The sequence below is a fragment of the Stenotrophomonas maltophilia group sp. Smal32 genome (assembly GCF_030237085.1).
Taxonomy (GTDB): domain Bacteria; phylum Pseudomonadota; class Gammaproteobacteria; order Xanthomonadales; family Xanthomonadaceae; genus Stenotrophomonas; species Stenotrophomonas maltophilia_Q.
Genome location: NZ_JASJSI010000120.1, coordinates 1 through 12,328, shown reverse-complemented (window position 1 = coordinate 12,328; position 12,328 = coordinate 1). Strand labels below are relative to the sequence as shown.

At 66.7% G+C, this 12,328-nt stretch carries 14 protein-coding genes; 7 read left to right on the top strand and 7 right to left on the bottom strand.

The genetic code is table 11. From position 1 onward, the window contains the following. The coding region (locus QRO91_RS19530; protein WP_285310527.1) for a pyridoxal phosphate-dependent aminotransferase at positions 1-1,107 on the top strand (1,107 nt) is incomplete at its 5' end. Positions 1,108-1,181: 74 nt separating this feature from the next. Here the strand turns inward: QRO91_RS19530 and zipA are convergent. The 7 genes from zipA to QRO91_RS19495 form a co-directional block, all read right to left on the bottom strand. Beyond that, the gene (gene zipA, locus QRO91_RS19525) at positions 1,182-1,922 is read right to left on the bottom strand and encodes a cell division protein ZipA (protein ID WP_049427506.1); all 741 of its coding nucleotides are present in this window, start codon (positions 1,920-1,922) and stop codon (positions 1,182-1,184) included. Between the two features lie 46 nt (positions 1,923-1,968). Then, positions 1,969-5,472 (bottom strand): chromosome segregation protein SMC, encoded by a 3,504-nt coding sequence (gene smc, locus QRO91_RS19520; protein WP_049427508.1) that lies wholly within the window; start codon positions 5,470-5,472, stop codon positions 1,969-1,971. A gap of 260 nt (positions 5,473-5,732) precedes the next feature. Then, complete coding sequence (gene rplI / locus QRO91_RS19515; RefSeq protein WP_043398478.1) at positions 5,733-6,182, bottom strand: 50S ribosomal protein L9; 450 nt, start codon at positions 6,180-6,182, stop codon at positions 5,733-5,735. 104 nt (positions 6,183-6,286) lie between these two features. Then, complete coding sequence (gene rpsR / locus QRO91_RS19510) at positions 6,287-6,517, bottom strand: 30S ribosomal protein S18 (RefSeq protein ID WP_002804494.1); 231 nt, start codon at positions 6,515-6,517, stop codon at positions 6,287-6,289. An 11-nt stretch (positions 6,518-6,528) separates the two neighbouring features. Beyond that, positions 6,529-6,966: a 30S ribosomal protein S6 gene (gene rpsF, locus QRO91_RS19505; RefSeq protein WP_005410228.1), complete on the bottom strand. Its 438-nt coding sequence runs from the start codon at positions 6,964-6,966 to the stop codon at positions 6,529-6,531. Positions 6,967-7,193: 227 nt separating this feature from the next. Next, the gene (locus tag QRO91_RS19500; protein WP_197651201.1) at positions 7,194-7,736 is read right to left on the bottom strand and encodes a CbrC family protein; all 543 of its coding nucleotides are present in this window, start codon (positions 7,734-7,736) and stop codon (positions 7,194-7,196) included. Positions 7,737-7,830: 94 nt separating this feature from the next. Beyond that, on the bottom strand, positions 7,831-8,169 hold the full coding sequence (locus tag QRO91_RS19495) for an iron-sulfur cluster assembly accessory protein (RefSeq protein WP_049428383.1): 339 nt from the start codon (positions 8,167-8,169) through the stop codon (positions 7,831-7,833). A gap of 128 nt (positions 8,170-8,297) precedes the next feature. Between QRO91_RS19495 and asnS the strand changes: the two genes are divergently transcribed. The 6 genes from asnS (at position 8,298) to QRO91_RS19465 (ending at position 12,269) form a co-directional block, all read left to right on the top strand. Further along, positions 8,298-9,692 carry an asparagine--tRNA ligase gene (gene asnS, locus QRO91_RS19490; protein ID WP_079222389.1) on the top strand — a complete coding sequence of 465 codons (1,395 nt, stop codon included), beginning with the start codon at positions 8,298-8,300 and terminating at the stop codon, positions 9,690-9,692. 30 nt (positions 9,693-9,722) lie between these two features. After that, positions 9,723-10,022: a hypothetical protein gene (locus tag QRO91_RS19485; RefSeq protein ID WP_005410232.1), complete on the top strand. Its 300-nt coding sequence runs from the start codon at positions 9,723-9,725 to the stop codon at positions 10,020-10,022. Between the two features lie 7 nt (positions 10,023-10,029). Further along, entirely contained in the window at positions 10,030-10,344 is a 315-nt protein-coding gene (locus QRO91_RS19480) for a hypothetical protein (RefSeq protein ID WP_006453002.1), read from the top strand. A 7-nt stretch (positions 10,345-10,351) separates the two neighbouring features. Next, positions 10,352-10,990 carry an FMN-binding negative transcriptional regulator gene (locus QRO91_RS19475; RefSeq protein ID WP_197651202.1) on the top strand — a complete coding sequence of 213 codons (639 nt, stop codon included), beginning with the start codon at positions 10,352-10,354 and terminating at the stop codon, positions 10,988-10,990. Between the two features lie 74 nt (positions 10,991-11,064). Beyond that, positions 11,065-11,727 carry a carbonate dehydratase gene (can, locus tag QRO91_RS19470; protein ID WP_049428379.1) on the top strand — a complete coding sequence of 221 codons (663 nt, stop codon included), beginning with the start codon at positions 11,065-11,067 and terminating at the stop codon, positions 11,725-11,727. A gap of 20 nt (positions 11,728-11,747) precedes the next feature. Further along, entirely contained in the window at positions 11,748-12,269 is a 522-nt protein-coding gene (locus QRO91_RS19465) for a 3-hydroxyanthranilate 3,4-dioxygenase (RefSeq protein WP_197651203.1), read from the top strand. Positions 12,270-12,328 lie beyond the last annotated feature (59 nt).

Genomic DNA, 12,328 nt, shown 5'->3' with positions numbered 1-12,328 from the left:
CGCCGTCACTTCCTGCAGGTGGCCGGTGCCGGCCTCGCCATGGCCGGCACCGGCCTTCCCCGCCCTGCCCAGGCCCAACCGGCCTCGGCCGCTGCGCCCGCACCTCGCGAAGGTGCCGTACTGCTGAATTTCAACGAATGCCCCCACGGCCCCTCGCCCGCTGCCCAGCAGGCCGCGCGCGACAGCATCGCCGGTTGCGGCCGCTACCGTTTCGCACTGGCCGGACAGGTACGCGACGTCTTCATCGAACAGGCAGGACTGCCGGCCGACCATGTGCGCCTCTATCCCGGCTCCAGTGAACCGTTGAATCGCGCCGCCAGCGTGTGGACGGGCCCGCAGGCGGGCCTGGTGGTAGCCGACCCGACCTTCGAGACGCTGGGCGAGGTCGCCGCCGCACACGGTGCCGACGTGCAGAAAGTGCCGCTGCGCGACGACGGCGCACATGACCTTCGTGCAATGGTCGCCGCCGCACATGCACGGCCGACCGGGCTGCTGTATGTGTGTAACCCGAACAACCCGACCGGCTCGGTCAGCCCTGCCGATGAGCTTGCCTGGCTGCTGGCCCACAAGCCTGCCGCCACCCGCGTGCTGGTCGACGAGGCCTACCTGCAGTACAGCGAGCAGCCGAGCCTGATCGCGCAGGTGACGCAGCGCGATGACCTGATCGTGCTGCGCACGTTCTCCAAGCTGTACGGCATGGCCGGCCTGCGCCTGGGCGTGGCGGCTGCACATCCCGACCGCCTGCGCGAACTGGCCCGCCTGGGCGACAACCCGCTACCGGTGCCGGCCCTGGCCGCGGCACTGGCCAGCCTGCGCGACCCGCAGCTGATCCCGCAGCGGCGCCTGCAGAATGCCAAGGCGCGCCAGGCCACCATCGCGTGGTTGGGCAAGCGTGGTTTCAGCTGCGTTCCGTCGGAAGCAAACTGCTTCGTGGTGGATGTGCAGCGCGACGGCAGTGCGTTCGCCAAGGCGATGGCGGACAACGGCGTGGTGATCGGACGCAGCTGGCCGATCTGGCCGCAGCGCGTGCGGGTAACGGTGGGTACCGAGGAAGAAATGGCCGCGTTCCGCCGCGCGTTCGCGAAGGTGGCCGGCGTCCCGGCGTAGACCGCATCCACGCATGGCGTGGATCTACCGGGGGTGGGTGCCGACCGTTGTCGGCACACCATGGCAAACCGCGCTTACCAGCGCGGGGTCTTGGTCAGCGGCGGTGCCTGGTGCTGGCGATCATAGGCACGCAGCTCGTCACGGATGTGCGCGATGCGCTGGCGGCCCAGGGGGTTGCGGCTGTCATCCAGCACCAGGCCGTCCAGCAGCTCGGCCATGCGCTGCACCGTCGGCAGCATCTTCTCCCAGGCATCCAGCGCGGTCAGCGGCGCCGGCAGGGTCAGGAAGAAGGCGATGGCCGGGGTTTCCATCGCACGGATGTTGGCCATGTCGAAGCTGCCCGGCTTCATGATGCTGGCCATCGAGAAGATCGGGCCGCGCTCCGGGTGGCCTTCCACCAGGCGGTGGAACACGTTCATGTGGCCGAACACCAAGCCGGTCTTCTCCGCCGCCACCACGATGTCTTCGCCGCGCAGCTGCTCGCCGGCGCGAGCGGCCACGAACAGCGAGACGATCTTGTCGAAGTCCTGGGTGGCGCGCTTGCCAAGGTCGCTGGCCGCGCCTGCGTCGGTGTCGGCCAGGCCAAGCTCGGCCTGCTCGCCTTCCGGGCCCAGGCCCGGCTCCACGCGGCCATCGGCCACGGTGACGCCATCATCGCCCAGCACCGGCTCGCGACGCTCGCCGCTGGTCGGTTCCGCGCTTTCCACGCGGCGCCCCTGGGGCTTCTTCTTCGGACGGCCAAACAGGAAGATCGCGGCGATCAACAGCAGGCCGGCGGCCAGGATGCCGATGCGCAACAGTGCCGTGTCGGACATTCGATAGGTTCTCCGGCTAGTTCATTCAGGTAATTAGGATGGCACGTCAGGCCGCGCCCGCCAATCGTGCGGCTTCTTCCAGGTCCACGCTGACAAGGCGGCTGACGCCTGGTTCGCGCATGGTCACGCCCGACAGCTGGTGCGCAGCCTCCATCGTCGCCTTGTTGTGGCTGACGAACAGGAACTGCACCTTCTCGCTCATTTCCTTGACCATGTTGGCCAGGCGGCCGACGTTGGCTTCGTCCAGCGGTGCGTCCACCTCGTCCAGCAGGCAGAACGGTGCCGGGTTCAGCTGGAAGATGGCGAACACCAGCGCCACTGCGGTCATCGCCTTCTCGCCACCGGACAGCAGCGAGATGCTGGACACCCGCTTGCCCGGCGGACGCGCCATGATGGTCACGCCGGTGTCGAGCAGGTCTTCACCGGTCAGCTCCAGGTAGGCGTGCCCGCCACCGAACAGGCGCGGGTACAGCGCCTGCACGCCGGCGTTGACGCGGTCGAAAGTGTCCTTGAAGCGGCCGCGGGTCTCGCGGTCGATCTTGCGGATGGCATCTTCCAGGGTTTCCAGCGCGGTGGTCAGGTCGGTGTGCTGCGAATCCAGGTAGTCCGAGCGCTGCGACGCCTCACCGTACTCGTGGATGGCCGCCAGATTGACCGGCTCCAGCCGGCGCATGCGGCCATCGATCTGGTGCACGGCCTGCTCCCAGTCGCCCAAGCGAGCATCTTCGGGCAGCGCATTGAGCACGTCCTGCAGTACGAAACCGGCCTTCTCCACCGCACCCTGCAGGGTGTCCGCGCTGAGCACCAGCGCTTGCTGATCCAGCTTGCGCTGCGAGATGCGCTCACGCTGGGCCAATGCCTGTTCGTCGCGCTGGTGGCGGGTCTGTTCGTAATTGCGCAGCTCGGCGTCGATGCCGTCCAGCAGCGTGCGCGCCTCGGTCAGCACGCGATCGGCGCGCACGCGCTCTTCCAGCGCGTTCTGATGCTCGGCCTGCAGAGATTCGACCGGCGAATCACCCTCGTCCAGCTGCGAATGCAGCTCGCCCAGGCGCGAATCCAGCTGCCCGCGCTGGGTGCCCATGCGCTCCAGTGCCTGGCTCAACGAAGCCAGCTGCGCCCGCTGCGATTCCAGGGTCAGCGCCAGCGAGTGCGAACGCTCGCGCACCGCACGTGCGGCGTCGCGGGCAAGGTCGCGGGCCTCGGTCAGCTGGCGGCGCTCGCCCTCGAGTCGCTGCCGGGTCGATTCCAGGTCGCCCATGCTGCTGACCGCGTTCTCCAATCGCGAACGCGCTTCACGCGCCTGTTCGTTGTTGGCCTCCAGCGTTTCCTGCAACTGCTTCAGCTCACCTTCGATGCGATCGATGCGCGTGCGTGCGGCTTCCACCTTGCCCTGCTGGCCCTGCAGCTGGCCTGCCAGTTCGGATACCGCACGATGGGCCTGGTACAGCGCACGCTGCGCGTCTTCGCGCTGCTGTTCGGCGGCCTGCAACTGCTCGCGGAAGCCTGCCAGCTGTTCTTCCAGCTCGGCTTCGCGGTCCTGAAGCTGCTCGATCTGCTCGCGCAGCTCATTGATCTCGCGTTCGCGCAGCAGCGCGCCCTGCTGGGCCGCGCCGGAACGCGACACGCGCAGCCAGCCCTCGCCCAGGCGCTCACCGCCCTGGGTGATGATCGAATCGCCTTCCGGCAGGCTGGCCTGCAGCGCCTTGGCTTCGGCCAGATCCTTGGCACCGTGCAGGTGCGCCAGCAGGCGACGGATCGCTGCTGGACCACGCACGCGTGCAGCCAGCGAGGTCGGTGCAGCCTTGAAGTCGGCACCGGCGTTGGCAACCAGCGCGATGTGGCCATCGCCCAGTTCGCCCAGCGCGTCGACCAGGCTGGCCGGGTCATCCACCAGCACGCCTTCGATCAATTGGCCGAGCGCGCTTTCCACCGCGTTTTCCCAGCCGGCATCAACGTTCAGGCGTTCGCCGACACGCGCCGCCGAATCCAGCCCACGCGCCTTCAGCCAGGCCACAGCCGCGCCCTGCTCCTGGCCCAGTGCGGCCTGTTGCAGGGTTTCCAGCGAGGCCAGGCGGCCACGCAGGCCGTTGACCTGCTTGCGCAGTTCCGCCAGTTCGCTCTGGCCCTTGCGCTGCTGCTCCTGCACGGCGGTCACGCCCTGCTTGCGCAGCTCGACGTCTTCGCTCAGCTCATCCAGCGCGGTTTTCTGCGTGTCGTGCTGCAGGTGCAGCTGCTCGAAGGCTTCTTCCAGCGCGTCCACGTCCAGCCCGGCGCGCTCGGCGGCCAGGGCTTCACGACGCCGGTCGGCATCGAGGATCTGCTTGTCCAGGTAGTCCACGCGCGTGCGTTCGACATCGCCGGCGCGCGAGGCTTCCGAACTCTGCGAGCTGTGCTGTTCCCAGCGCTGCTGCCAGCTGGCCAGCCGGTCTTCCGCCTCACGCAGGCTTTCCTGCTTGATCTCGTTTTCTTCCTGCAGTTCTTCCAGCTGCGGGGTGGCGGCCTCGACCGCCTCACGCAGCACCATCAGCTTGGCCTCGTCGCCACTGATGTGCTGCCCCAGCTCGGCCAGGGCCTGCTGGGTTTCATCGCGTGCCTTGTGCAGGCGCTGCGACAACTCGCGCTGGTGCTGGATCTGCTGCTCCAGGCGGGCCAGCGTGCTGCCGACCTGGTAGACCGCGGCCTGCGCGGTGTTCAGCGCATCGGCCGCCTCTTCGCGGCGCACGCGCGAGGTCTCGATGCGGGCCTCGGCGTCACGCTGGTCGGCGATCAGCTGCTGCAGCCTGGTTTCTTCCTGCGACAGGCCTTCGCGCAGCTTCGACAGCCGCCCGTCGAGGCCACGGAATTCCAGTGCCTTCCACTCGGCATCCTTGACCCGGCGCTCTTCCTGCAGCGCCTGGTACTGCTCGGCCTGCTTGGCCTGGCGCTTGAGATGCTCGAGCTGCTTGCTGATCTCATCACGCAGATCACCCAGGCGGTCCAGGTTTTCGCGGGTGTGGCGGATGCGGGTCTCGGTTTCCTTGCGGCGCTCCTTGTACTTGGAGATGCCGGCCGCCTCTTCCAGGTACACGCGCAGGTCTTCCGGGCGCGCCTCGATGATCTGGCTGATCATGCCCTGCTCGATGATCGAGTAACTGCGCGGCCCCAGGCCGGTGCCGAGGAACAGGTCGGTGATGTCACGGCGGCGGCACTTGGTGCCGTTGAGGTAGTAATTGCTGGTGCCGTCGCGGCTGACCGTGCGCTTGACCGAGATTTCGTTGAACGAGGCGTACTCGCCCGAGATCGTGTGGTCGGAGTTGTCGAAGATCAGCTCGACGGTGGCCTGCGAGACCGGCTTGCGGGCGTTGGAACCGGAGAAGATCACGTCGGTCAGCGAGTCGCCGCGCAGGCGGCTGGCCGAACTCTCGCCCATCACCCAGCGCACGGCGTCGATGATGTTCGACTTGCCGCAGCCATTGGGCCCCACCACGCCGGTCATGTTGGTCGGCAGGTGCAGGGTGGTCGGATCGACGAACGACTTGAAGCCGGACAGCTTGATCGTGGAAAGACGCATAGGGGTTCCGGACTGGGGCCGGCAAGCGGCCTGCGTTTACCCTCCAAGTCATTGATCCTGTTGGGATCGATGACCGTGGAACGGGTGTGACGCCCTGAGTATACCGATGTGGCCGTGTTCTACGAATGGGCGTGGAACATTGTCCGGCCCTGCCCCGTCGGCCCGGCCGGCCTCGACACCCTGGAGCGGGAGCCATAAAACAAAACGGGCACCCTTGCGGGCGCCCGTTCTGCGGTGATGCCAGGCCTTGCGGCGTGGGATCAGGCTTCGGCGACAACGACGACCTTGACGGTGGTCTCGACGTCGGCGTGCAGGTGGATCAGCACGTCGTATTCGCCGATGTTGCGGAAGGCGCCTTCGCCCAGGATGACTTCGCTCTTGCTGACCGGCAGGCCGGCGGCGGTGAAGGCATCGGCGATTTCACGGGCGCCGACCGAGCCGTACAGCTTGCCTTCGGTCGAAGCGTTGGCCGGGATGGTCACGCTCGCGCCGTCCAGCTTGGCCTTGCGGGCGTCAGCTTCGGCGTGGATGGCCTGGGCCTTGGCTTCGTATTCGGCGCGCTTGGCTTCGAACTCGGCCTTGTTGCTCTCGGTGGCCGGCACGGCCTTGCCCTGCGGCACGAGGAAGTTACGGCCGTAGCCCGGCTTCACGTCGACCAGGTCGCCCAGGTTGCCGAGGTTGGTGACTTTCTGCAGGAGGATCAGCTGCATGGTATTGCTCCAGATAAGTTATTCGTTAGCGAGGCGATGCCCCGCAACAAAGGCTGTCCGAATAGCTGGCACAGCGGGGCGGCACCGGGCCGCCCCGCCGGGCATCAGACGTCGTGGTTGTCGGTGTACGGGATCAGGGCCAGGAAGCGAGCGCGCTTGACGGCGGTCGCCAGCTGGCGCTGGTACTTCGACTTGGTACCGGTGACGCGGCTCGGCACGATCTTGCCGTTCTCGGTCAGGTACTGGCGCAGGGTGTTGAGATCCTTGTAGTCGATCTCCTTCACACCTTCAGCAGTGAACTTGCAGAACTTGCGGCGACGGAAGAACTTGGACATGGGAAGGCTCCTTAGGCGGCGGAAGCGGCGTCGTCGCCGGCTTCGTTGTCAGCGGTGTTGTTGGACTCGCCTTCTTCGTCGTCACGACGACGGCGCTCACCGCGCTCCGGCTTGTCACCCTTCTCGTCCTTGCTCTTCATGATCAGCGACTGCTCGGTGTCAGCCTCGTCACGCTTGATGACCAGGTTGCGCAGCACGGCGTCGTTGAAGCGGAAGCTCTCGGTCAGCTCGTTCAGAACGGCCTGGTCGGCTTCGATGTTCATCAGCACGTAGTGGGCCTTCACCAGGTTCTGGATCGGGTACGCCAGCTGGCGGCGGCCCCAGTCTTCCAGACGGTGGATGGTGCCGTTGCCGTTCTCGACCAGCGACTTGTAGCGCTCGATCATGGCCGGGACCTGCTCGCTCTGGTCCGGGTGGACCATGAACACGATTTCGTAATGACGACTCATGTTTTTCTACCTTTCGGATGTGGCCTTGCGGCCGGACAGCCCCCCGCCGTTGATACCGCGGTGGGGCAAGGATTCCCGCCGGGCAGGCAGGAAGCCGCGCATTATGGCGCAGATGGGGTGGCCGGGCAACCAGCGGGCCACGGGGAAACCTGAACCGGGGGGAGTACCCCGTGCCAACCAAGGTTGGCTGCTACCGGGCCCCGGGCGATCCATGATTCCGCCGGGAGCTATCCCAGATCGACGTGAAGGCGATACTGGCCGCATTCCAGGCACTGGAACAGGCAGCCGACCATCATCCCGTCCCGGCTCAGGTGTTCCAGCACCCAGTCGGCATCGCGCGGATTGACCGCCGCCAGGTCCGGCCGGACCTGGTCCAGGAGCGGCAGCAGGTCTTCGCTGCCGGCAAAACCGAGGAAGGCGCAGGGCCGCTCACAGTGGCTCAGCCAGACCGACTGCTGCCACGACGAGTAGCCCGGGGTGCGCTCGCAGATCTCCAGCAGCAACTCACGGGGGATGGTCGGCGGCGGGTCGGCCGGATCCGGCGAAACCCCTTCAATATCGCTCCAGCCGGTGAATTCACCCTCGAAACTGGCCGCCGCCCTGCCATCGGCAATACACCACGGGCACAGGTAATCCGGGCGCAGGCAGGTGTAGAACGGCCCGCGGTAGCGCAGTGTGCGCGGTTGCCCGCAGCAGTCGCAGACTCCCTCGACCTCTTCGAAGGAGAGGTCGTAGGCGTTGGGGTGATAGGTAAAAGCCGGTCGTTCCATCCGTGGGATCCCTGCCGAGCCCAGCGTGCCGACCAAGGCTGGCATCTACCAGAGCACGCCTTGCCAGCGCAGGGCCATGCCCGGCGGCCGGCCCTCAGGCCTTGTCGGCGTCGGTGGTGAAGCTCTCGCCGCAGCCACACTCGGCGGTGGCATTGGGGTTGCTGAACGTGAACGTCTCGCTCAGGCCATGCTTGCCGAAGTCGATCACGGTGCCGTCCACCAGCGCCAGGCTCTTGGCGTCGACATAGATCTTCACGCCGTCCTGCTCGAACACGGTATCGCCCTCGCGCTCATCGCGGGCCAGGTCGGTCACGTGGCCCCAGCCGGAACAGCCGGTCTTGGTCACGCCGAAACGCAGGCCCAGCGCGCCGGGGGTCTGGGCGACGAAGCGCTGCACGCGCTCGAAGGCAATGGGGGTCAGGCTGACAGCCATGAGGCTACTCCAGAGGTACGGGGACATTATAAGGAGCCGTTGCCATGAAAAATGCCTCGCAAGCGGAACACTGCAACCGGTAAACTCCCGTGTTCACAGATCGAGTCGATCAGCAGAGGATTCAAGTCATGACGGTGGTCAGCGTTGAACATGCGCTTGCCGGGAAGATCCCGGAAGGCGGCGAAGTCACGGTACGCGGATGGGTGCGCACGGTGCGCGGTTCAGCGAATCTGGCCTTCGTGAATGTGAGCGACGGCTCCTGCTTCGCCCCGATCCAGGTCGTGGCCAATGACACCCTGGCCAACTTCGACGAGATCAAGCGCCTGACCAGCGGCTGCTCGGTCATCGCCACCGGCACGCTGGTGAAGTCGCAGGGCAAGGGCCAGTCGTTCGAGATCCAGGCCAGCGCGCTGGAGGTGGTCGGCTGGGTCGAAGACCCGCTCACCTACCCGATCCAGCCCAAGCCGATGTCGCCGGAGTTCCTGCGCGAAGTGGCGCACCTGCGTCCGCGCACCAACCTGTTCGGCGCGGTCACCCGCATCCGCAACTGCCTGGCCCAGGCCGTGCACCGCTTCTTCCACGAGAACGGCTTCAACTGGATCAGCACCCCGATCATCACCACCTCCGACGCCGAAGGCGCCGGCCAGATGTTCCGCGTGTCCACCCTGGACATGGTGAACCTGCCGCGCGATGAGAAGGGCGCGATCGATTTCAGCCGCGACTTCTTCGGCAAGGAAACCTTCCTGACCGTGTCCGGCCAGCTGAACGTCGAGGCCTACTGCCTGGCGCTGAGCAAGGTCTACACTTTCGGCCCGACCTTCCGCGCCGAGAACAGCCACACCACCCGCCACCTGGCGGAATTCTGGATGATCGAACCGGAAATCGCCTTCGCCGACCTGGCCGAAGACGCGCGCCTGGCCGAGGAGTTCCTGAAGTACCTGTTCCGCGCGGTGCTGAACGAGCGTGGCGACGACCTGGCCTTCATTGCCGAGCGCGTGGACAAGAACGCGATCACCAAGCTGGAAGACTTCATCAATGCCCCGTTCGAGCGCATCGACTACACCGATGCGGTCAGCCTGCTGCAGAAGTCCGGCAAGAAGTTCGACTTCCCGGTCGAATGGGGCCTGGACCTGCAGACCGAGCACGAGCGCTGGCTGACCGAGGAGCACGTCGGCCGCCCGGTGGTGGTGACCAACTATCCGGAGCACATCAAGGCCTTCTACATGCGCCTGAACGACGACGGCAAGACCGTTGCCGCGATGGACGTGCTGGCCCCGGGCATCGGCGAGATCATCGGCGGCAGCCAGCGCGAAGAGCGCCTGGACGTGCTGGACGCGCGCATGGCCCAGTTCGGCCTGGATCGCGAGCACTACAGCTGGTACCGCGATTTCCGCCGCTATGGTTCGGTGCCGCACGCAGGCTTCGGCCTGGGCTTCGAGCGCCTGGTGGTGTACGTCTGCGGGCTGTCCAACATCCGCGATGCGATCCCCTACCCGCGCGCCCCGGGCAGCGCGGACTTCTAAGTCCCATACGACCACGGAGATACTTCCCCCATGACCCTGTTCTTCGCCCTCTGTTTCGTCGGCGTCGCAGTGGCCGGGTTCAGTGCCTTCGTGATCTTCTGGCCGCTGACCCTGGTGCACGTGCGCGACCGCCATCCGGCGCTCGCCGCGCGCTTCGGCAGCGGCGCCTTCCTCAAGCCCGATGCCCTGGCCTGGCTGCTGCGACGCGACTATCGGCAGCAACCGGACCGCTCCTTGTCCGGGCTGGCGACACCGGCCTGGGTATCGCTGCTGACCCTGCTGGCCGGACTGGGCATGGCTGCCCTGCTCTGGCTGGCCTCGCTCTGGTAATACGCTCATGAATGACATCACCGCCTCGCGCGACAGCTGGTGGCTGGCCAGCCTCGGCAACACCTTGATCTGGGCGCGCCTGCGCGTTCGCCCTGCCGGCACCGCCGAAGTGCTCGACAGCGATGGCAACACGCTGAGCTATGACAGCGAGGACACCGCGCGTTCGCAGCTGTTCGACGCCGAATTCGTCGAGTACGACGGCCTGGACGAGGAAGATGCGCTAGTGCGAGGGTTCAGCCTGCACGAAGTGCAGCCGCCGCAGGCCGACAGCGACGAGGGCCTGCGTGGCCGCATGATCCAGTCGCTGGGCGGGCGCGCCTGACCTCAGCATGTTCACCCCGCGCGCCTTCGCCGAGACCGACCTGCTCTGGCTGGACCGCCTGCTGGCGCGTGACCCGTTCGTCACCGTGCTCACGACCGGCAGCGACGGCCTGCCGGAACTGACCCGGATGCCGGTGCTGTACCAGCGTGACGGACAGCAGATCGAGCTGCGCGGCCACTGGGCCCGCGCCAACCCGCAGTCGCGCCACAACGGTGCGGCCAAGGTGCTGGTCGACGGCCCGCATGGCTACGTCTCGGCCAGCTGGTATCCGGACAAGGAGCCTGCCGCGCGGGTGCCGACCTGGAACTACGCCGCCGCCGAGCTGCGTGGCCAGCTGCAGACCTTCGACGACACCGATGCGCTGGCCGGACTGGTCGGCGCGATCAGCGACCGTTTCGAAGCCAGTGTCGGGCAGGCGTGGCAGTTCGATGCCACGCGCGCCGAGCATGGCCCGGAGCTCCGCGCCATCGTCGGCTTCCGCTTCCAGGTTGAACAGGTGCAGCTGAAGCTGAAACTCAGCCAGAACCATCCCGACGCCAACCAGCAGGCGGTGATCACCGCGCTGGACGCACTGGGCACCCCTTCTTCCCATGAGCTGGCGCAGTGGATGCGCTGGCACCGTGAACAGGCCGCTACCGACGGCTGATCACCTCAGATTCCCGCGAAAGCGCGATCAGAACGGCCGCGCCTTGCCCCCACCCGACGCCAGGGATACCGCACATGAAAGACATCCACCGCCTGCTGCAGAACAACCGCGACTGGGCCGATCGCATCGCCAAGGAAGACCCTGACTTCTTCCAGCAGCTGTCCAAGCAGCAGCATCCGGAGTACCTATGGATCGGCTGCTCAGACTCGCGCGTGCCTGCCAACCAGATCATCGGCATGGCCCCGGGCGAAGTCTTCGTGCATCGCAACGTCGCCAACGTGGTGGCACACAGCGACCTGAACTGCCTGAGCGTGGTGCAGTACGCAGTGGACCAGCTGAAGGTGAAGCACATCCTGATCGTCGGCCACTACGGATGCGGCGGCGTGCATGCGTGCCTGCACAACACCCGCGTCGGCCTGGCCGACAACTGGCTGCGCCATGTCGGCGATGTCGTGCAGAAGCACCAGGGCATCCTCGATGCGATCGAGGATGACGAGCTGAAGCACGCGCGCCTGTGCGAACTGAACGTGATCGAGCAGGTCGCCAACCTGTGCCGTTCGACCATCGTCGAGGACGCCTGGGCGCGCGGCCAGAAGCTGATGGTGCACGGCTGGGTCTACAGCCTGAAGAACGGCCGCGTCAGCGAAATGGGCATCGACGTCGGTGCGCCGGAAGAGCTGAAGCCGGCCTATGAAAAGGCGCTGTCCTATGTTCCGCGCCAGGGCCGGCGCGACTGACCTCACTACGGACCACGACCATGCTCGCCTCGCCGATCAACCTGCACGCCTGGATCGAAGAACATCGCCACCTGCTGAAGCCGCCGGTGGGCAACAAGATGATCGACAACGGCGACTTCATCGTGATGGTGGTGGGCGGGCCGAACTCGCGCACCGACTACCACTACGACGAAGGCCCGGAGTGGTTCTACCAGCTCGAAGGCGAGATGGTCCTGAAGGTGCAGGAAGACGGCGCGGTGCGCGACATCCCGATCCGCGCCGGCGAGATCTTCCTGCTGCCGGCCAGGGTGCCGCACTCGCCGCGGCGCCCGCCCGGCGGGGTCGGCCTGGTGGTCGAACGCAAGCGCCTGCCGCATGAGATGGACGGCGTGATCTGGCACTGCGAGCGCTGCAACCACAAGCTGCACGAAGAGTTCTTCACGCTGCAGAACATCGAAACCGACCTGCCGAAGGTGTTCGCGCGTTACCACGACAGCCTGGAGCTGCGTACCTGCAGCCAGTGCGGGCACGTGGATCCGCTGCCGGCGCCTGCAGCGGGCTGACCACCTCCCCCGGTAGAGCCGCGCCCAGCCGCGCCCGCCGGGCACCGACGCCGAGCCCG